This is a genomic window from Escherichia sp. KTE114 (genome assembly GCF_000407765.1).
Classification (GTDB): domain Bacteria; phylum Pseudomonadota; class Gammaproteobacteria; order Enterobacterales; family Enterobacteriaceae; genus Escherichia; species Escherichia ruysiae.
In genome coordinates this window covers 577,007-595,420 of the sequence record NZ_KE136626.1, presented here as the reverse complement: position 1 = coordinate 595,420, position 18,414 = coordinate 577,007, and the positions used below count along the sequence as shown (strand labels likewise).

Here is an 18,414-nt window from a genome sequence, read left to right as displayed (position 1 = left end):
CGCGCAAACCCTCTATACTGCGCGCCGAAGCTGACCAGACAGTCGCCGCTTCGTCGTCGTCCTCTTCGGGGGAGACGGGCGGAGGGGAGGAAAGTCCGGGCTCCATAGGGCAGGGTGCCAGGTAACGCCTGGGGGGGAAACCCACGACCAGTGCAACAGAGAGCAAACCGCCGATGGCTCACGCAAGTGGGATCAGGTAAGGGTGAAAGGGTGCGGTAAGAGCGCACCGCGCGGCTGGTAACAGTCCGTGGCACGGTAAACTCCACCCGGAGCAAGGCCAAATAGGGGTTCATAAGGTACGGCCCGTACTGAACCCGGGTAGGCTGCTTGAGCCAGTGAGCGATTGCTGGCCTAGATGAATGACTGTCCACGACAGAACCCGGCTTATCGGTCAGTTTCACCTCTTCAACAGAAACCCGCCAGTGCAAAACTGGCGGGTTTTTGCTTTTGAAGCGAGCGGAAAGATGAATGACTGTCCACGACACTATACCCAAAAGAAAGCGGCTTATCGGTCAGTTTCACCTGTTTTAACGAAAACCCGCCAGTGCAGACTGGCGGGTTTTTGCTTTTGGAGCAGGCGGAAAGATGAATGACTATCCACGACGCTATACCCAAAAGAAAGCGGCCTGTTGGTTCAATATAAACACTCTTTTTAGTCACCCTGTGCTCTCTTCTGATAGCTTACTTGCGAATTGCAATTATTAGTTTTGTGATCCTCAACACAAAATGCTGTTCCGCAACCGGAATGCGACAATAAATCATGGAAAACGATTGCATTCACAAAATGACGTTCTGCAAAAGAGACAATGATTGACGTTAATCAATTGTTCGAGATGATCAATATCTGTATTCGAAATTTTAAAATATTGATAAAATAAATGTTCTATCTCCAACAAATGGCGAAAAAAAATGTGACGTACCGCATTATTTATCTGTGGAAATGATTTATTTATAATAAAATTTGATAACTTGCTCATTAAATTTAACTTAAAATTCGTCTGCGAAATACACGATAATTGCTTGAAATATCGTCTAAGAGCATTTTTTAATAACAAAAATTAAGTGCGCCGTTATCGCCATAAAATATGGTTATCCCCCCTTGTTTTTTTGATAAAAGTCAGCCTTTGTGTTGATTTTATTTATATAACTCATTGATATTAAATGATTATATGCCTTTAAGGATATGCCTGGAAAACTATTGAAAGTTAATTTGTGAGTGGTCGCACATATCCTATTCATTGCATTTTGATACACTTCATACCGTCAATGAGGTAATTAACGCGGGTTGTTATGAGCACTATTCTTCTTCCTAAAACGCAACACCTGGTAGTCTTTCAGGAAGTCATCAGAAGTGGCTCTATTGGCTCGGCTGCAAAAGAATTAGGGTTAACTCAACCAGCGGTCAGTAAAATCATTAACGATATCGAAGATTATTTTGGCGTGGAATTAGTGGTGCGGAAAAATACCGGTGTAACGCTGACGCCAGCTGGTCAATTGTTGCTCTCACGCTCCGAATCCATTACCCGCGAAATGAAAAATATGGTTAATGAGATTAGCGGTATGTCCTCTGATGCAGTCGTGGAGGTCTCATTTGGTTTTCCATCGCTGATTGGCTTTACCTTTATGTCCGGGATGATCAACAAATTCAAAGAGGTGTTCCCGAAAGCGCAGGTCTCAATGTATGAAGCGCAATTGTCCTCATTCTTACCGGCTATCCGCGACGGGCGTCTGGATTTTGCGATAGGTACGTTAAGTGCAGAAATGAAGCTTCAGGATTTGCATGTCGAGCCGCTGTTCGAGTCAGAGTTTGTGCTGGTTGCCAGTAAGTCCCGAACATCCACCGGCACCACCACGCTGGAGTCTTTGAAGAACGAACAGTGGGTGTTGCCGCAAACGAATATGGGATACTACAGCGAACTACTCACCACGTTACAAAGAAATGGCATCAGTATTGAAAACATCGTTAAAACCGACTCAGTCGTGACAATTTATAATCTTGTTCTCAATGCTGATTTCTTAACCGTGATTCCCTGCGATATGACTTCACCTTTTGGTTCTAATCAATTTATTACCATTCCGGTTGAGGAAACATTACCGGTAGCGCAATATGCCGCAGTATGGTCGAAAAATTATCGTATTAAAAAAGCAGCATCGGTTTTGGTGGAATTAGCCAAAGAATATTCATCTTATAATGGGTGTAGACGAAAGCAATTAATAGAAGCTTGTTAGTTATTTGTTTTTTATTTAAACATAAATAATCCACCTGCCTTTTTGCAGGTGCTGGTTACGGTTACCTACATATTTAATTCAGGCTAAGAGGTTTTATAATGCATATTACATACGATCTGCCGGTTGCTATTGATGACATTATTGAAGCAAAACAACGTCTGGCTGGGCGAATTTATAAAACAGGAATGCCTCGATCTAACTATTTTAGTGAACGTTGCAAAGGTGAAATATTCCTTAAGTTTGAAAACATGCAGCGTACCGGTTCATTTAAAATTCGTGGCGCATTTAATAAATTAAGCTCCTTAACTGATGCTGAGAAACGTAAAGGTGTAGTGGCCTGTTCAGCAGGGAACCACGCGCAAGGGGTTTCGCTTTCCTGTGCGATGTTGGGTATTGATGGTAAAGTTGTAATGCCGAAAGGCGCGCCAAAATCCAAAGTTGCAGCAACGTGTGACTACTCTGCTGAAGTGGTACTGCACGGCGACAACTTCAACGACACCATCGCCAAAGTGAGCGAAATTGTCGAAACGGAAGGTCGCATCTTTATTCCACCTTATGATGATCCGAAAGTGATTGCCGGTCAGGGGACCATTGGGCTGGAAATTATGGAAGATCTTTATGATGTCGATAACGTCATTGTGCCAATTGGCGGTGGCGGTTTAATTGCAGGTATTGCGGTGGCAATTAAATCTATTAACCCTACCATTCGTGTTATTGGCGTACAGTCAGAAAACGTTCACGGCATGGCGGCTTCTTTCCACTCCGGAGAAATAACCACGCACCGAACTACCGGCACCCTGGCGGATGGTTGTGATGTCGCCCGCCCGGGTAATTTAACTTACGAAATCGTTCGTGAATTAGTCGATGACATCGTGCTGGTCAGCGAAGACGAAATCAGAAACAGTATGGTTGCCTTAATTCAGCGTAATAAAGTCATCACCGAAGGCGCTGGCGCTCTGGCATGTGCTGCATTATTAAGCGGTAAATTAGACCAATATATTCAAAACAGAAAAACCGTCAGTATTATTTCTGGCGGTAATATCGATCTTTCTCGCGTCTCTCAAATCACCGGTTTCGTTGACGCTTAATTAATTCGTTGAGGATAGGATATGAGTACTTCAGATAGCATTGTATCCAGCCAGACAAAACAATCGTCCTGGCGTAAATCAGATACCACATGGACGTTAGGCTTGTTTGGTACGGCAATCGGCGCCGGGGTGCTGTTCTTCCCTATCCGCGCAGGTTTTGGCGGACTGATCCCGATTCTTCTGATGTTGGTATTGGCATACCCGATTGCGTTTTATTGCCACCGGGCGCTGGCGCGTCTGTGTCTCTCTGGCTCTAATCCTTCCGGCAACATTACGGAAACGGTAGAAGAGCACTTTGGTAAAACCGGCGGTGTGGTCATCACTTTCCTGTATTTCTTCGCGATTTGCCCACTGTTGTGGATTTATGGCGTTACCATCACCAACACCTTTATGACCTTCTGGGAAAACCAGCTCGGCTTTGCGCCGCTGAACCGTGGCTTCGTGGCGCTGTTCCTGCTGCTGCTGATGGCGTTCGTCATCTGGTTTGGTAAGGATCTGATGGTTAAAGTGATGAGCTACCTGGTATGGCCTTTTATCGCCAGCCTGGTGCTGATTTCTCTGTCGCTGATCCCTTACTGGAACTCTGCGGTTATCGATCAAGTTGACCTTGGCGCGCTGTCGTTAACTGGTCATGACGGTATCCTGATCACCGTCTGGCTGGGGATTTCCATCATGGTCTTCTCCTTCAACTTCTCGCCAATCGTCTCTTCTTTCGTGGTTTCTAAGCGTGAAGAGTATGAGAAAGACTTTGGTCGCGACTTCACTGAGCAGAAATGTTCACAAATCATCTCTCGCGCCAGTATGCTGATGGTTGCAGTGGTCATGTTCTTTGCCTTCAGCTGCCTGTTTACGCTGTCTCCGGCGAACATGGCGGAAGCAAAAGCGCAGAACATTCCGGTGCTCTCTTACCTGGCTAACCACTTTGCATCCATGACCGGCACCAAAACGACGTTCGCTATTATTCTGGAATATGCGGCGTCCATCATCGCGCTGGTTGCTATCTTCAAATCTTTCTTCGGTCACTATCTGGGGACGCTGGAAGGTCTGAACGGCCTGGTTCTGAAGTTTGGTTATAAAGGCGACAAAACGAAAGTTTCTGCGGGCAAACTGAACACTATCAGCATGATCTTCATCATGGGTTCAACCTGGGTTGTTGCCTACGCCAACCCGAACATCCTGGATCTGATTGAAGCCATGGGCGCGCCGATTATCGCATCCTTGCTGTGCCTGTTGCCGATGTACGCCATCCGTAAAGCGCCGTCTCTGGCGAAATACCGTGGTCGTCTGGATAACGTGTTTGTTACCGTGATTGGTCTGCTGACCATCCTGAACATCGTATACAAACTGTTTTAATCCATAACTCAGGATGAGAAAAGAGATGAATGAATTTCCGGTTGTTTTGGTTATTAACTGTGGTTCGTCTTCGATTAAGTTTTCCGTGCTTGATGCCAGCGACTGTGAAGTATTAATGTCAGGTATTGCCGACGGTATTAACTCGGAAAATGCATTCTTATCCGTAAATGGGGGAGAGCCAGCACCGCTGGCTCACCACAGCTACGAAGGTGCATTGAAAGCAATCGCATTTGAACTGGAAAAACGAAATTTAAATGGCAGTGTGGCTTTAATTGGCCACCGCATCGCCCACGGCGGGAGTATTTTTACCGAGTCCGCCATTATTACCGATGAAGTCATTGATAATATCCGTCGCGTTTCTCCACTGGCTCCGCTGCATAATTACGCCAATTTAAGTGGCATTGAATCGGCGCAGCAATTATTTCCTGGCGTAACTCAGGTGGCGGTATTTGATACCAGTTTCCACCAGACGATGGCACCAGAGGCTTATTTATACGGCCTGCCGTGGAAATATTATGAAGAGTTAGGTGTGCGCCGTTATGGTTTCCACGGCACGTCACATCGCTATGTTTCCCAGCGAGCGCATTCTCTGCTGAACCTTGTGGAAGATGACTCCGGGCTGGTTGTGGCGCATCTTGGTAATGGCGCGTCAATCTGCGCGGTTCGTAACGGTCAGAGCGTAGATACCTCAATGGGAATGACGCCGCTGGAAGGGTTGATGATGGGGACGCGCAGTGGTGATGTCGACTTCGGCGCGATGTCCTGGGTTGCCAGCCAAACCAATCAGAGCCTGGGCGATCTGGAACGCGTAGTGAATAAAGAGTCGGGATTATTAGGTATTTCCGGTCTGTCTTCAGATTTACGCGTTCTGGAAAAAGCCTGGCATGAAGGTCACGAACGCGCACAACTGGCAATTAAAACTTTTGTTCATCGAATTGCCCGTCATATTGCCGGACATGCCGCCTCATTACATCGTCTGGATGGCATTATATTTACCGGTGGAATAGGGGAGAACTCAAGTTTAATTCGTCGTCTGGTCATGGAACATTTAGCCGTATTAGGCGTTGAGATTGATGTGGAAATGAATAATCAATCTAATTCCTACGGTGAACGAATTATTTCCAGTGAAAATGCGCGCGTAATTTGCGCCGTTATTCCGACTAATGAAGAAAAAATGATTGCCTTAGATGCAATTCATTTAGGCAAAGTTAACGCCCCCGCAGAGTTTGCATAATTTAGTTGAAGTATTGTAGAGAGATTATTTTTCATGAAGGTAGATATTGATACCGGCGATAAGCTGTACGCCGACGCATGGCTTGGCTTTAAAGGTACGGACTGGAAAAACGAAATTAATGTCCGCGATTTTATTCAACAAAACTATACACCGTATGAAGGTGATGAATCTTTCCTTGCTGAAGCAACGCCAGCGACCACGGAATTGTGGGAAAAAGTAATGGAAGGCATTCGTATCGAAAATGCGACCCACGCGCCGGTTGATTTCGATACTAATATTGCCACTACCATTACCGCCCATGATGCTGGTTATATTAATCAGCCGCTGGAAAAAATTGTTGGTCTGCAAACCGATGCGCCGTTAAAGCGCGCGCTGCATCCGTTCGGTGGCATTAATATGATTAAAAGTTCATTCCACGCCTATGGCCGTGAAATGGACAGCGAATTTGAGTACATCTTTACCGATCTGCGTAAAACCCATAACCAGGGGGTATTTGATGTTTACTCACCGGATATGCTGCGCTGCCGTAAATCTGGTGTCCTGACCGGTTTACCAGACGGTTATGGTCGTGGGCGTATCATCGGTGACTATCGCCGCGTGGCGCTGTACGGCATCAGTTATCTGGTACGTGAACGCGAACTGCAATTTGCCGATCTCCAGTCTCGTCTGGAAAAAGGTGAGGATCTGGAAGCCACCATCCGTCTGCGTGAAGAGCTGGCAGAACATCGTCATGCGCTGTTGCAGATTCAGGAAATGGCGGCGAAATACGGCTTCGACATCTCCCGTCCGGCACAGAATGCGCAGGAAGCGGTGCAGTGGCTCTACTTCGCTTACCTGGCGGCGGTGAAATCGCAGAACGGCGGCGCAATGTCTCTTGGTCGTACCGCATCGTTCCTCGATATCTACATTGAGCGCGACTTTAAAGCCGGCGTGCTTAATGAGCAGCAGGCGCAGGAACTGATCGACCACTTCATCATGAAGATCCGCATGGTGCGCTTCCTGCGTACACCGGAATTTGATTCGCTGTTCTCCGGCGACCCTATCTGGGCGACGGAAGTGATCGGCGGGATGGGGCTGGATGGTCGCACTCTGGTGACTAAAAACTCCTTCCGCTATCTGCATACCCTGCACACCATGGGACCAGCGCCGGAACCGAACCTGACCATTCTGTGGTCAGAAGCATTGCCGATTGCCTTCAAAAAATATGCGGCGCAAGTGTCTATTGTCACCTCTTCTTTGCAGTATGAAAACGACGATCTGATGCGCACTGACTTCAACAGCGACGATTACGCAATTGCCTGCTGTGTCAGCCCAATGGTGATTGGTAAGCAGATGCAGTTCTTCGGCGCACGCGCTAACCTGGCGAAAACGCTGCTGTACGCAATCAACGGCGGGGTGGACGAGAAACTGAAGATTCAGGTCGGCCCGAAAACGGCACCATTGATGGACGACGTGCTGGATTACAACAAAGTAATGGACAGCCTCGACCATTTCATGGACTGGCTGGCGGTGCAGTACATCAGCGCGCTGAACATCATCCACTACATGCACGACAAGTACAGCTACGAAGCCTCGCTGATGGCGCTGCACGATCGTGATGTCTATCGCACCATGGCTTGCGGCATCGCGGGTCTGTCGGTGGCGACGGATTCACTTTCCGCCATTAAATATGCCCGTGTGAAACCGATCCGTGACGAAAACGGTCTGGCGGTGGACTTTGAAATCGATGGCGAATATCCACAGTACGGCAACAACGACGAGCGCGTAGACAGCATCGCTTGTGACCTGGTTGAACGCTTTATGAAGAAAATTAAAGCCCTGCCAACCTATCGTAACGCCGTGCCGACGCAGTCGATTCTGACTATCACTTCTAACGTGGTGTACGGACAGAAAACCGGTAATACGCCGGACGGTCGCCGCGCGGGTACGCCGTTTGCGCCGGGCGCTAACCCGATGCACGGTCGTGACCGCAAAGGTGCGGTAGCCTCGCTGACTTCCGTGGCAAAACTGCCGTTCACTTACGCCAAAGACGGTATTTCGTACACTTTCTCGATCGTCCCTGCGGCGCTGGGTAAAGAAGATCCGGTACGCAAAACCAACCTTGTTGGCCTGCTGGATGGTTACTTCCACCACGAAGCGGACATCGAAGGCGGTCAACATCTCAACGTTAACGTTATGAATCGGGAAATGTTGTTGGATGCCATTGAGCACCCGGAAAAATACCCGAACCTGACAATCCGTGTCTCTGGCTACGCCGTGCGCTTTAACGCGCTGACTCGCGAACAGCAACAGGATGTGATTTCACGTACCTTTACCCAGGCGCTCTGACGCCGGAGGATGTATGAAAAAGATTATCGAAACGCAACGTGCCCCAGGCGCAATCGGCCCTTATGTTCAGGGCGTTGATTTAGGCAGCATGGTCTTCACCTCCGGGCAAATTCCGGTTTGCCCGCAGACCGGCGAGATCCCGGCTGATGTGAAAGATCAGGCGCGTTTAAGCCTTGAAAACGTCAAAGCGATCGTGGTTGCTGCTGGCCTCACCGTGGGCGATATCATCAAGATGACGGTATTCATCACCGATCTGAATGACTTTGCCACCATCAATGAAGTCTATAAGCAATTCTTCGATGAGCATCAGGCGACCTACCCGACCCGTAGCTGCGTGCAGGTCGCGCGTTTGCCGAAAGATGTGAAGCTGGAAATTGAAGCTATCGCAGTACGTAGCGTGTAAAGCCCGGAGCGGGGCGACCGTAGAGTCGTCCCGCTCCTCTTCACAGAACGGCAATCCGAGAGTGTGGTTATGATTAGTGCATTCGATATTTTCAAAATTGGTATTGGTCCCTCCAGTTCGCATACCGTGGGGCCAATGAATGCTGGAAAAAGTTTTATCGACCGACTGGTGAGTAGTGGCTTATTAACTGCAACAAGTCATATTGTGGTCGATCTTTACGGGTCGTTGTCACTGACGGGCAAAGGCCATGCCACGGATATCGCCATCATTATGGGACTGGCAGGAAACAGCCCGCAGGACGTTGTTATTGATGAGATCCCTGCATTTATTGAACTTGTGACGCGCAGTGGGCGACTGCCGGTGGCTTCTGGTGCGCATATTGTTGATTTTCCTGTAGCAAAGAACATTATCTTCCATCCCGAAATGTTGCCTCGTCATGAGAACGGGATGCGGATTACTGCCTGGAACGGGCAGGAAGAGCTATTAAGCAAAACCTATTACTCTGTCGGCGGCGGGTTTATCGTTGAAGAAGAACACTTCGGCATGTCGCACGATGTCGAAACACCCGTACCTTATGACTTCCACTCGGCAGGCGAACTGCTGAAAATGTGTGATTACAACGGCCTGTCTATTTCTGGCCTGATGATGCATAACGAGCTGGCGCTGCGCAGCAAAGCGGAAATTGATGCAGGGTTTGCTCGTATCTGGCAGGTGATGCACGACGGTATTGAACGCGGCATGAATACCGAAGGCGTATTGCCAGGTCCACTCAATGTCCCACGCCGGGCGGTGGCGTTGCGCCGTTTGCTGGTCTCTAGTGACAATATCTCTAACGATCCAATGAACGTCATCGACTGGATCAATATGTTTGCGCTGGCGGTCAGCGAAGAAAACGCCGCTGGCGGACGTGTAGTGACAGCACCAACTAATGGCGCTTGCGGTATTATTCCGGCAGTGCTGGCCTATTACGATAAATTCCGCCGTCCGCTCAATGAGCGATCCATCGCCCGTTTTCTGCTGGCGGCTGGCGCTATCGGCGCGCTGTATAAAATGAATGCCTCCATCTCTGGTGCAGAAGTGGGGTGTCAGGGCGAAATTGGCGTGGCCTGTTCGATGGCTGCGGCAGGGTTAACCGAACTGTTGGGCGGCAGCCCGGCGCAGGTATGCAATGCGGCGGAAATCGCTATGGAGCATAACCTTGGGTTGACCTGCGATCCGGTTGCCGGACAGGTGCAAATTCCGTGTATTGAACGTAATGCTATCAACGCTGTGAAAGCGGTAAACGCCGCGCGAATGGCGATGCGTCGCACCTCGGCACCGCGTGTTTCGCTCGATAAAGTGATCGAGACGATGTATGAAACCGGCAAAGATATGAACGATAAATACCGCGAAACTTCACGCGGAGGACTGGCCATAAAAGTAGTCTGCGGCTGATATTTCATCCGCATTTATCTTTGGGTGCACAAAATGTGCACCCTTTTTTATTGTGATCTGCCGCAAATAGAGAATAACTGTTTCTCTTTGGTTGATTTGATAGAAAATTATTATCCATAACTGCTATTTCAAAGTCTTGATTGTGAAGATTTTCTCTAACCTCACGCGTATCATTTCTTCATTCTAATAACTCGCCTGCAAAAAAACGTAGACCGCGTATCGCCTTGATGCGGCTCGAAAAAATAAAAAGCCCTACAAAATATTGAGCGAGAAATTATGGAAATTGCAACGAATAAAGGCGTCATTGCAGACGCTTCGACCCCGGCGGGTCGTGCTGGAATGAGTGAAAGTGAATGGCGTGAAGCAATCAAATTCGACAGTACCGACACCGGCTGGGTGATTATGAGTATCGGGATGGCGATTGGCGCGGGGATTGTTTTTCTCCCGGTGCAGGTCGGTTTGATGGGATTGTGGGTATTTTTGCTCTCATCAGTGATTGGTTACCCGGCAATGTATCTGTTTCAGCGGTTGTTTATTAATACGCTGGCAGAATCACCGGAGTGTAAAGATTACCCGAGCGTCATCAGCGGTTATTTAGGCAAAAACTGGGGCATCCTGTTGGGGGCGCTCTATTTCGTGATGTTGGTGATCTGGATGTTCGTGTATTCCACCGCCATCACCAACGATAGCGCCTCCTATTTACATACTTTTGGCGTGACGGAAAGCGTGCTATCAGACAATCCGTTTTATGGACTGGTACTGATTTGCATTCTGGTCGCCATCTCCTCACGCGGCGAGAAACTGTTATTCAAGATTTCGACTGGCATGGTACTGACCAAACTGCTGGTAGTCGCTGCGCTGGGCGTGTCGATGGTGGGAATGTGGCATCTGTATAACGTGGGTTCGCTGCCGCCGCTGGGGCTGCTGGTGAAAAACGCCATTATTACGCTGCCGTTTACCCTGACGTCGATTCTGTTTATCCAGACATTAAGCCCGATGGTGATTTCCTATCGCTCGCGGGAAAAATCGATTGAAGTAGCGCGGCATAAAGCGTTGCGGGCAATGAACATCGCGTTCGGCATTCTGTTTGTCACTGTCTTTTTCTACGCCGTGTCGTTTACGCTGGCGATGGGACATGACGAAGCGGTAAAAGCCTACGAGCAGAATATTTCCGCGCTGGCGATTGCCGCACAGTTTATTAGCGGTGACGGTGCTGCGTGGGTAAAAGTGGTTAGTGTCATTCTCAATATCTTTGCCGTAATGACCGCGTTTTTTGGCGTCTATTTAGGCTTCCGTGAAGCAACGCAAGGGATCGTAATGAACATCCTGCGCCGCAAGATACCTGCTGAGAAGATTAACGAAAATCTCGTCCAGCGCGGCATCATGATTTTCGCCATTTTACTGGCCTGGAGCGCCATCGTACTGAACGCGCCGGTGTTGAGCTTCACCTCTATCTGTAGCCCGATTTTCGGCATGGTAGGGTGCCTGATCCCGGCGTGGCTGGTTTACAAAGTACCGGCATTGCACAAATACAAAGGGATGTCTCTGTACCTGATTATCGTCACTGGTTTGTTGCTTTGCGTTTCTCCGTTCCTGGCATTTTCTTGATTTACCTGAAATTTTAAGGTTTTTATTATGTTTGATTCGACTTTAAATCCGTTATGGCAGCGTTACATCCTCGCCGTTCAGGAGGAAGTAAAACCGGCGCTGGGATGTACTGAACCTATTTCACTGGCGCTGGCAGCGGCGGTTGCTGCGGCAGAACTGGAAGGTCCGGTTGAACGTGTAGAAGCCTGGGTTTCGCCAAATCTGATGAAGAACGGTCTGGGCGTCACCGTTCCCGGCACGGGAATGGTGGGGCTGCCGATTGCGGCGGCGCTGGGAGCGTTAGGCGGAAATGCCAAAGCCGGGCTGGAAGTGCTGAAAGACGCAACTGCGCAGGCGATTGCCGATGCCAAAGCATTGCTGGCGGCGGGGAAAGTCTCGGTTAAGATCCAGGAACCTTGCGACGAGATCCTCTTCTCACGCGCCAAAGTCTGGAACGGCGAGAAGTGGGCGTGTGTCACCATTGTCGGTGGACATACCAACATTGTGCATATTGAGACGCACAATGGCGTGGTATTTACCCAGCAGGCATGTGTGACAGAGGGCGAGCAAGAGTCGCCGCTGGCGGTGCTCTCCAGAACGACGCTGGCCGAGATCCTGAAGTTCGTCAATGAAGTTCCGTTTGAGGCGATCCGCTTTATTCTCGATTCTGCGAAGCTAAACTGCGCATTATCGCAGGAAGGCTTGAGTGGCAACTGGGGACTGCATATTGGCGCAACGCTGGAAAAACAGTGTGCACGCGGTTTGTTGGCGAAAGATCTCTCTTCGTCGATTGTGATTCGTACCAGCGCGGCATCCGATGCGCGTATGGGCGGCGCAACGCTTCCGGCGATGAGTAACTCCGGTTCTGGCAACCAGGGGATCACCGCGACAATGCCCGTGGTGGTGGTCGCGGAACACTTCGGGGCGGATGATGAACGGCTGGCGCGCGCGCTGATGCTTTCGCATTTGAGCGCGATTTACATCCATAACCAGTTGCCGCGTTTATCCGCGCTGTGTGCTGCAACGACGGCAGCAATGGGGGCTGCCGCCGGGATGGCGTGGCTGGTGGATGGGCGTTATGAAACGATCTCTATGGCTATCAGCAGTATGATCGGCGATGTCAGCGGCATGATTTGCGATGGTGCGTCGAACAGTTGCGCGATGAAGGTTTCGACCAGTGCTTCGGCTGCGTGGAAAGCGGTGTTAATGGCGCTGGATGATACCGCTGTGACCGGCAATGAAGGCATTGTGGCGCATGATGTTGAGCAGTCGATTGCCAACCTGTGTGCGCTGGCAAGCCATTCGATGCAGCAAACGGATCGGCAGATTATCGAGATTATGGCGAGCAAGGCCAGATAAGCGGCGGGTCTTGGGTATCGTGCCGGATGCCTGAAGCCGGATGCGATGCTGGCGCATCTTATCCGGCCTACGGGGTGCGCAATTTATTGATGTTATTGGGTTTTGTAGGCCGGATAAGGCGTTTACGCCGCATCCGGCAACCTGTCTTTATGCGGCGGCTTCATCCTCGGCTAACCGCGTTTCGGCGTCGGCGACTATCGCTTCCAGCTCGCTCAACATCTCTTCATAGCCAAAGTTTTTAGTTGCGCGAGTAGTTTCTTTCGCCACAACGGGCTTCACTGACTGGCGTTTCTTCGCCGATTTTTTACTCATCATCTTCTCCCTGTAAAAACAACTAGACAGGTAAATCTATCAGTAAAGCGCGCAGCGGGGAATCAGCAACCAGCGTAATGTTAGCCTCGTCACGAATAAATGCACCATCACCGCAGGTCAGTGCCGCTTTCTCTTCATGATGCGTAATCGCATGAAATTGGCCGTGAATCGATTGTAAATAGGCGCGCGGGCCGTGCAGTTGAAAGTTCGCACTTTCGCCCTTAGCGAGCACAATATGATGTAGCCACACTTGCTGGCGCAGTTGCAGGCTGCCCTTTGTACCATCGGGTGAGGCGATTAATTGCTGCTTGCCCATATTAAGCGCCAGTCTTTGAATCAGCGGATTCTCTCGCTGCGGGCAGGCATCCAGCCAAAGCTGCATCCGCGTTAACGGTTTGTCTTTGCTGATGTTATGTTCGCTATAACTCACGCCCGGCTGAGTAGAAAGCAATAAGGCTTCGCCGGCGCTGGCCTGAACATGATTGCCTTCACTGTCGCGGTATTCCGCTTCTCCATCCAGAATCACATTCAAAATATCGACTTTTGGGTAGGTTCGCGGCTGAAAGGCGGCACCTGGAGCCAGCACTTCCTGGTTGAGCACGCGCAGGGAGGCGTAGCCTAACAATTTCGGGTCGAAGTAGTGTCCAAAGGAAAAAGTATATCGGGCCTGTAACCATCCGTAGTCTGCTTGTCCACACTGCCTGGCAGTTCGGGTAGTAATCATAATTATTGACCTCTCTTTACTTCCTTTTATGGTAAGGGGCTGGACGCTACATTGTTAGCCAGATATTCTGCCCGGTATGTTCAAATTTCCTGAATGAGAACGACATGGCCAAAGAAAGGGCATTAACGCTGGAAGCACTGCGTGTTATGGACGCGATCGATCGCCGTGGCAGTTTTGCGGCAGCGGCAGATGAGCTGGGACGCGTGCCTTCTGCGCTTAGCTACACCATGCAAAAACTGGAAGAAGAGCTGGATGTGGTGCTGTTTGACCGTTCGGGTCATCGGACAAAATTCACCAATGTCGGGCGTATGTTGCTGGAGCGGGGACGCGTTCTGCTGGAGGCAGCAGATAAGCTGACTACCGATGCCGAAGCCCTCGCGCGCGGCTGGGAGACGCATCTTACCATTGTGACCGAGGCGCTGGTGCCGACGGCTGCCTTTTTTCCGTTGATCGACAAACTGGCGGTGAAGGCTAACACCCAACTGGCAATCATCACCGAAGTGCTGGCGGGCGCGTGGGAGCGGCTGGAGCAGGGGCGAGCGGATATCGTTATCGCGCCGGATATGCATTTTCGTTCCTCGTCGGAGATCAACTCGCGCAAGCTCTATACCTTAATGAACGTCTACGTTGCCGCGCCTGATCACCCGATTCATCAGGAGCCGGAACCGTTATCTGAAGTGACGCGCGTGAAATATCGTGGAATTGCGGTAGCGGATACCGCTCGTGAGCGCCCGGTGTTGACGGTGCAGTTGCTGGACAAACAGCCGCGCTTAACGGTGAGCACGATTGAAGATAAACGTCAGGCATTACTGGCGGGGCTTGGCGTGGCGACGATGCCGTATCCGATGGTCGAAAAAGATATTGCGGAAGGGCGGCTGCGTGTCGTCAGCCCGGAATCGACCAGCGAGATCGATATTATTATGGCCTGGCGTCGCGACAGTATGGGAGAAGCAAAATCCTGGTGTCTGCGGGAAATTCCAAAATTATTCGCCGGAAAATAAACGATTAAGCACCTTTCACAAGGTGCTTAATTATTATTCCTGTTCCAGTTTCGGGTCTGGTCCAAAGCGGTTTTCACCCGGTGTACCCGCCTGGCAGTTAAAGACGATGATAATCAGCCAGCCGATAAACGGGATCAAGAACAGCAGTGCCCACCACGCCGAGCGGTCGGTGTCGTGCAGGCGGCGGAACTGAACCGCCCACCACGGTAAAAAAACCAGAATACCGTAGATTGTCGTCAGGATGCCTTCGCCACCAGCGCGTTGCCAGCCTAACATTTTATCCAGCAGCCCCAGCACGAACGTAAAGATAATGTTGACCAGAATAAACATCCAGTACTCTTTGCGCCGCGCACGACCCCGGAATCCGACATAATTTTTTAGTACTTTCAGATACCAGTCCATTTTTGCCTCAATTTTGCTCAATCACTTGTTTTTAAAGCAGCAAATTAAGAATAGACATGAATGAAATGGCAGTAAATATCACCATGGTGAATTAATTAGGTGCAATGAACGGAACTTCAGACTGATGGCAAGCGTAAAATCGCCAGATGCGCTACGCTTATCTGGTCTACGCGGCCTCTGCAATATATTGAATGTACAATATTTTTAGGTCAGATAAGCCGTTCACGCCGCATCCGACATGAACAACACGCACTTAGCCAACAATCAGAGGCACCACGAAGGGTGCCTTTGTCTAGCCGAAGCGAACGTCCCGCCCGTGTGGTTCATCGAGATCCTGCCACGGACCAATCGAAATAATCCCCGTAGGGTTGATGGTCTTATGGCTGCGGAAGTAGTGATTACGGATGTGATCGAAATTGACAGTTTCGGCAATCCCCGGCATCTGGTAGATATCGCGCAGGAAGCCGTACAGGTTCAGGTAATCGCTGATGCGGTGCTTATCACATTTGAAGTGGGTGACATACACCGGATCAAAACGCACCAGCGTGGTCCACAGGCGAATATCAGCTTCGGTTAACTGGTTACCGGTCAGATAGCGATGCTGACCTAAGATCTGCTCCAGTCGCGCCAGCGATTCAAACACTTTCACCACCGCCTCGTCGTAGGCTTCCTGGCTGGTAGCAAAACCGGCTTTATACACGCCATTGTTGACGGTGTCGTAAATCCAGCCGTTAAGTTCGTCAATTTTCGTTTGTAGGGCTGGTGGGTAGTAATCACCAGCTTTCGCGCCCAGTGCATCAAACGCGGTATTTAACATGCGGATGATTTCCGCCGATTCGTTGCTGACAATGGTGTGGTTCTTTTTGTCCCACAGCACGGGAACAGTGACACGTCCGCTGTAGTGTGGATCGGCGTGGAGATAAAGCTGATACAAAAATTCATGTTGATAGAGCGTATCGCCGGTTGCACCCGGGAAACTGTCATCGAAGGTCCAGCCATTTTCCAGCATCAGCGGATTCACCACGGAAACGGAGATAAACGGTTCCAGGCCTTTGAGTTTACGCATGATTAGCGTGCGGTGTGCCCACGGGCAGGCGAGTGAAACATAGAGATGATAACGGTCTTTTTCTGCGGCAAAACCACCTTTGCCGGTTGGTCCTGGTGCGCCGTCAGCGGTGAGCCAGTTACGAAATGCGGAAGCTGAACGTTGAAATTTACCGCCGGTGGATTTGGTGTCGTACCAGGTGTCATGCCAGACGCCGTCAATCAGTTGACCCATTTTTCTCTCCTCCAATAGCAAAAACGAGGAGTGTTTCTCCTCGTTTTTTTATCGTTAAGTATAGCGTGTGCTTACCACTTTTTATTCAGCAGGCGGTCGATGCTGAATGCGCCCGGACCCGTAATCGCCAGCAGCAGGAATCCGCCAGAAATGGTCAGGTTTTTCATAAACATCAGCGAGTTCATGCCTTCTGCAAAATTGCTGTGAAATAAAAATGCAGTCAGCAGTGTAAAGCCAGCGGTAAACAGCGCCGTGGTGCGAGTCAGGAAACCAAACAGAATTGCCAGACCACCACCAAATTCAAGCAAAATCACCAGCGGCAGCATAAAGCCCGGGACGCCCATCGCTTCCATGTATTGTTGCGTACCAGCGTAGCCAGTAATCTTTCCCCAGCCGGCCGTAATAAACAGAATCGGCATTAAAATACGCGCTACCAGTACACCAACATCTTCTAATTTTTTCATCTTACTCTCCACTGCGCCGCTCAGGCTGCTGATTGTTTTTTTGTGCATTGACGCGGTATTAGCGTCGTTGCTGTCGATGGAGAGAAGCATAAACGTAGTGAATGGTGATTGTTAGCAAGGAAAACTGTCAAATTTTTTCAAAAATTTTGAGGGATAAGGCCGGAATGACTCCGGCCAGAAAGGCGTTAACCGCGAAGCTGTTGCTGTTTGAGGGTGGTTTTAACCAGACGCCAGGCACTCCATACTCCAAAACCGCGCCTGGCCCAGCGGACCAGCATATTCGGATGGCGAATTGTCCAGATAGCCATCACGCTACTGCCAACCAGCGCCCATGAGCGCAGACTCAACAGTATATTCCAGCGACGATCGTAAGCGCCTGTTGCTTCCAGCCAGTCTCGACGACTGGCGGAAAGATCCAGCCGTTGTTGCTGGATCTGGCTAAGTAGCTGTGCCTTGCGGCGTTCACGTTCGACTTTACCGCTCACGGGACTCCTCCTCGAGCAGTTGCCGATCGTTCGCCAGTTCATGGCGCGTATGACGCAACAATGTCGATTTCCGTGACTTGCGTAACGTCCAGATACCGCCAATCAGTGCCAGTAGCAACAACACCACGGTGGTGGCAATCATCGCATTCAGGCGATATTGCGGATCAACCGCCCAGATAATCAGCACCATCAGGCTCATAAGACCAAATGCAGCGAAAAGCATCGTCAGGCCCAGCATCAGTAACAGTTGAAAGAGATTGGCTTTTTCCTCTTCCAGCTCCACCACCGCCAGCCGCAGACGTGTCTCCACCATTTCGACCATGATGGTGACAATTCGCTGCCCGATGCCCAGAACGCTTTTACCGGGCCCTTGCGCGTGATGAGTGTCCGCCATAATTAACGACGCGACAGCAGAACGCCGAGCACTACACCGATTGCAGCGCCAATGCCCACACCCGTCCACGGATTTTCACGCACGTACTCATCGGCACGCGCCGCCGCTTCACGAGTCTGTTTGGCAATTGCCTCGCCAGTTTCACCCAGGCGATAGCGGCTCTGTTTTAGCGCCTGCTCCGCTTTACTGCGAATCTTACTCAACTCTTCTTTCGACTTATCTCCTGAGGCGCTTAGTACTTCTTCCAGCGTATCAGACAGGGATTTCAACTCTGCACGCAGATGTTCCGTAGTGTGTTCTTTCGACATAGTTTTCTCCAGGTGAGTAAGTAGTGACTA

Annotated in this window: 19 protein-coding genes and 1 other RNA gene; 11 read left to right on the top strand and 9 right to left on the bottom strand. The window is 50.1% G+C overall.

The window, feature by feature from the left end; genetic code table 11:
- Positions 1-26: 26 nt before the first annotated feature.
- Positions 27-403, top strand: an RNA gene (rnpB, locus tag WC5_RS23530) — RNase P RNA component class A.
- A 355-nt stretch (positions 404-758) separates the two neighbouring features.
- Here the strand turns inward: rnpB and tdcR are convergent.
- Positions 759-977, bottom strand: coding sequence for a transcriptional activator TdcR (gene tdcR, locus WC5_RS0121890; RefSeq protein ID WP_032159882.1), 219 nt, complete (start codon positions 975-977; stop codon positions 759-761).
- A gap of 313 nt (positions 978-1,290) precedes the next feature.
- On the opposite strand from tdcR, the gene tdcA reads away from it, so the two are divergent.
- The 9 genes from tdcA to cyuA all read left to right on the top strand — a co-directional run bounded on the left by tdcA (position 1,291) and on the right by cyuA (position 13,015).
- Complete coding sequence (gene tdcA, locus WC5_RS17680; RefSeq protein WP_000104198.1) at positions 1,291-2,229, top strand: transcriptional regulator TdcA; 939 nt, start codon at positions 1,291-1,293, stop codon at positions 2,227-2,229.
- 98 nt (positions 2,230-2,327) lie between these two features.
- Complete coding sequence (tdcB, locus tag WC5_RS17685; protein WP_000548355.1) at positions 2,328-3,317, top strand: bifunctional threonine ammonia-lyase/L-serine ammonia-lyase TdcB; 990 nt, start codon at positions 2,328-2,330, stop codon at positions 3,315-3,317.
- Positions 3,318-3,338: 21 nt separating this feature from the next.
- Complete coding sequence (gene tdcC / locus WC5_RS17690; protein WP_000107716.1) at positions 3,339-4,670, top strand: threonine/serine transporter TdcC; 1,332 nt, start codon at positions 3,339-3,341, stop codon at positions 4,668-4,670.
- Positions 4,671-4,695: 25 nt separating this feature from the next.
- Positions 4,696-5,904 carry a propionate kinase gene (tdcD, locus tag WC5_RS17695; protein WP_010352086.1) on the top strand — a complete coding sequence of 403 codons (1,209 nt, stop codon included), beginning with the start codon at positions 4,696-4,698 and terminating at the stop codon, positions 5,902-5,904.
- 33 nt (positions 5,905-5,937) lie between these two features.
- Positions 5,938-8,232, top strand: a complete 2,295-nt coding sequence (gene tdcE, locus WC5_RS17700; RefSeq protein WP_000861697.1) for a 2-ketobutyrate formate-lyase/pyruvate formate-lyase — start codon at positions 5,938-5,940, stop codon at positions 8,230-8,232.
- 13 nt (positions 8,233-8,245) lie between these two features.
- Entirely contained in the window at positions 8,246-8,635 is a 390-nt protein-coding gene (locus WC5_RS17705; protein ID WP_000719986.1) for an enamine/imine deaminase, read from the top strand.
- Positions 8,636-8,704: 69 nt separating this feature from the next.
- Positions 8,705-10,069, top strand: coding sequence for an L-serine ammonia-lyase (tdcG, locus tag WC5_RS17710; protein ID WP_000622148.1), 1,365 nt, complete (start codon positions 8,705-8,707; stop codon positions 10,067-10,069).
- 276 nt (positions 10,070-10,345) lie between these two features.
- Positions 10,346-11,677 (top strand): SLC5/6 family protein, encoded by a 1,332-nt coding sequence (locus tag WC5_RS17715; protein WP_000401617.1) that lies wholly within the window; start codon positions 10,346-10,348, stop codon positions 11,675-11,677.
- 27 nt (positions 11,678-11,704) lie between these two features.
- Positions 11,705-13,015 carry a cysteine desulfidase gene (gene cyuA / locus WC5_RS17720; protein WP_000460497.1) on the top strand — a complete coding sequence of 437 codons (1,311 nt, stop codon included), beginning with the start codon at positions 11,705-11,707 and terminating at the stop codon, positions 13,013-13,015.
- A gap of 147 nt (positions 13,016-13,162) precedes the next feature.
- Here cyuA and WC5_RS17725 read toward each other — a convergent pair whose 3' ends face one another.
- Complete coding sequence (locus WC5_RS17725) at positions 13,163-13,327, bottom strand: protein YhaL (RefSeq protein WP_010346326.1); 165 nt, start codon at positions 13,325-13,327, stop codon at positions 13,163-13,165.
- A 22-nt stretch (positions 13,328-13,349) separates the two neighbouring features.
- Positions 13,350-14,051 (bottom strand): pirin family protein, encoded by a 702-nt coding sequence (locus tag WC5_RS17730; RefSeq protein ID WP_000633571.1) that lies wholly within the window; start codon positions 14,049-14,051, stop codon positions 13,350-13,352.
- Between the two features lie 104 nt (positions 14,052-14,155).
- On the opposite strand from WC5_RS17730, the gene yhaJ reads away from it, so the two are divergent.
- A complete protein-coding gene (gene yhaJ, locus WC5_RS17735) occupies positions 14,156-15,052 on the top strand; it encodes a DNA-binding transcriptional regulator YhaJ (protein WP_001041002.1) in 897 nt (298 codons plus the stop codon).
- Between the two features lie 33 nt (positions 15,053-15,085).
- Here the strand turns inward: yhaJ and WC5_RS17740 are convergent, their stop codons facing one another.
- The 6 genes from WC5_RS17740 to WC5_RS17765 all read right to left on the bottom strand — a co-directional run bounded on the left by WC5_RS17740 (position 15,086) and on the right by WC5_RS17765 (position 18,384).
- On the bottom strand, positions 15,086-15,454 hold the full coding sequence (locus WC5_RS17740) for a DUF805 domain-containing protein (RefSeq protein ID WP_001314179.1): 369 nt from the start codon (positions 15,452-15,454) through the stop codon (positions 15,086-15,088).
- A 292-nt stretch (positions 15,455-15,746) separates the two neighbouring features.
- On the bottom strand, positions 15,747-16,733 hold the full coding sequence (gene yqjG, locus WC5_RS17745) for a glutathionyl-hydroquinone reductase YqjG (RefSeq protein ID WP_000531186.1): 987 nt from the start codon (positions 16,731-16,733) through the stop codon (positions 15,747-15,749).
- Positions 16,734-16,804: 71 nt separating this feature from the next.
- Positions 16,805-17,197 (bottom strand): DoxX family protein, encoded by a 393-nt coding sequence (locus WC5_RS17750; RefSeq protein WP_000732237.1) that lies wholly within the window; start codon positions 17,195-17,197, stop codon positions 16,805-16,807.
- 185 nt (positions 17,198-17,382) lie between these two features.
- Positions 17,383-17,682, bottom strand: coding sequence for a YqjK-like family protein (locus WC5_RS17755; RefSeq protein WP_000015589.1), 300 nt, complete (start codon positions 17,680-17,682; stop codon positions 17,383-17,385).
- Positions 17,672-18,076 (bottom strand): phage holin family protein, encoded by a 405-nt coding sequence (locus WC5_RS17760; RefSeq protein WP_000785727.1) that lies wholly within the window; start codon positions 18,074-18,076, stop codon positions 17,672-17,674. Before WC5_RS17760 ends, WC5_RS17755 begins: the two co-directional genes overlap by 11 nt.
- Positions 18,077-18,078: 2 nt before the next feature.
- On the bottom strand, positions 18,079-18,384 hold the full coding sequence (locus tag WC5_RS17765) for an ElaB/YgaM/YqjD family protein (protein WP_000031409.1): 306 nt from the start codon (positions 18,382-18,384) through the stop codon (positions 18,079-18,081).
- Positions 18,385-18,414: the final 30 nt, after the last annotated feature.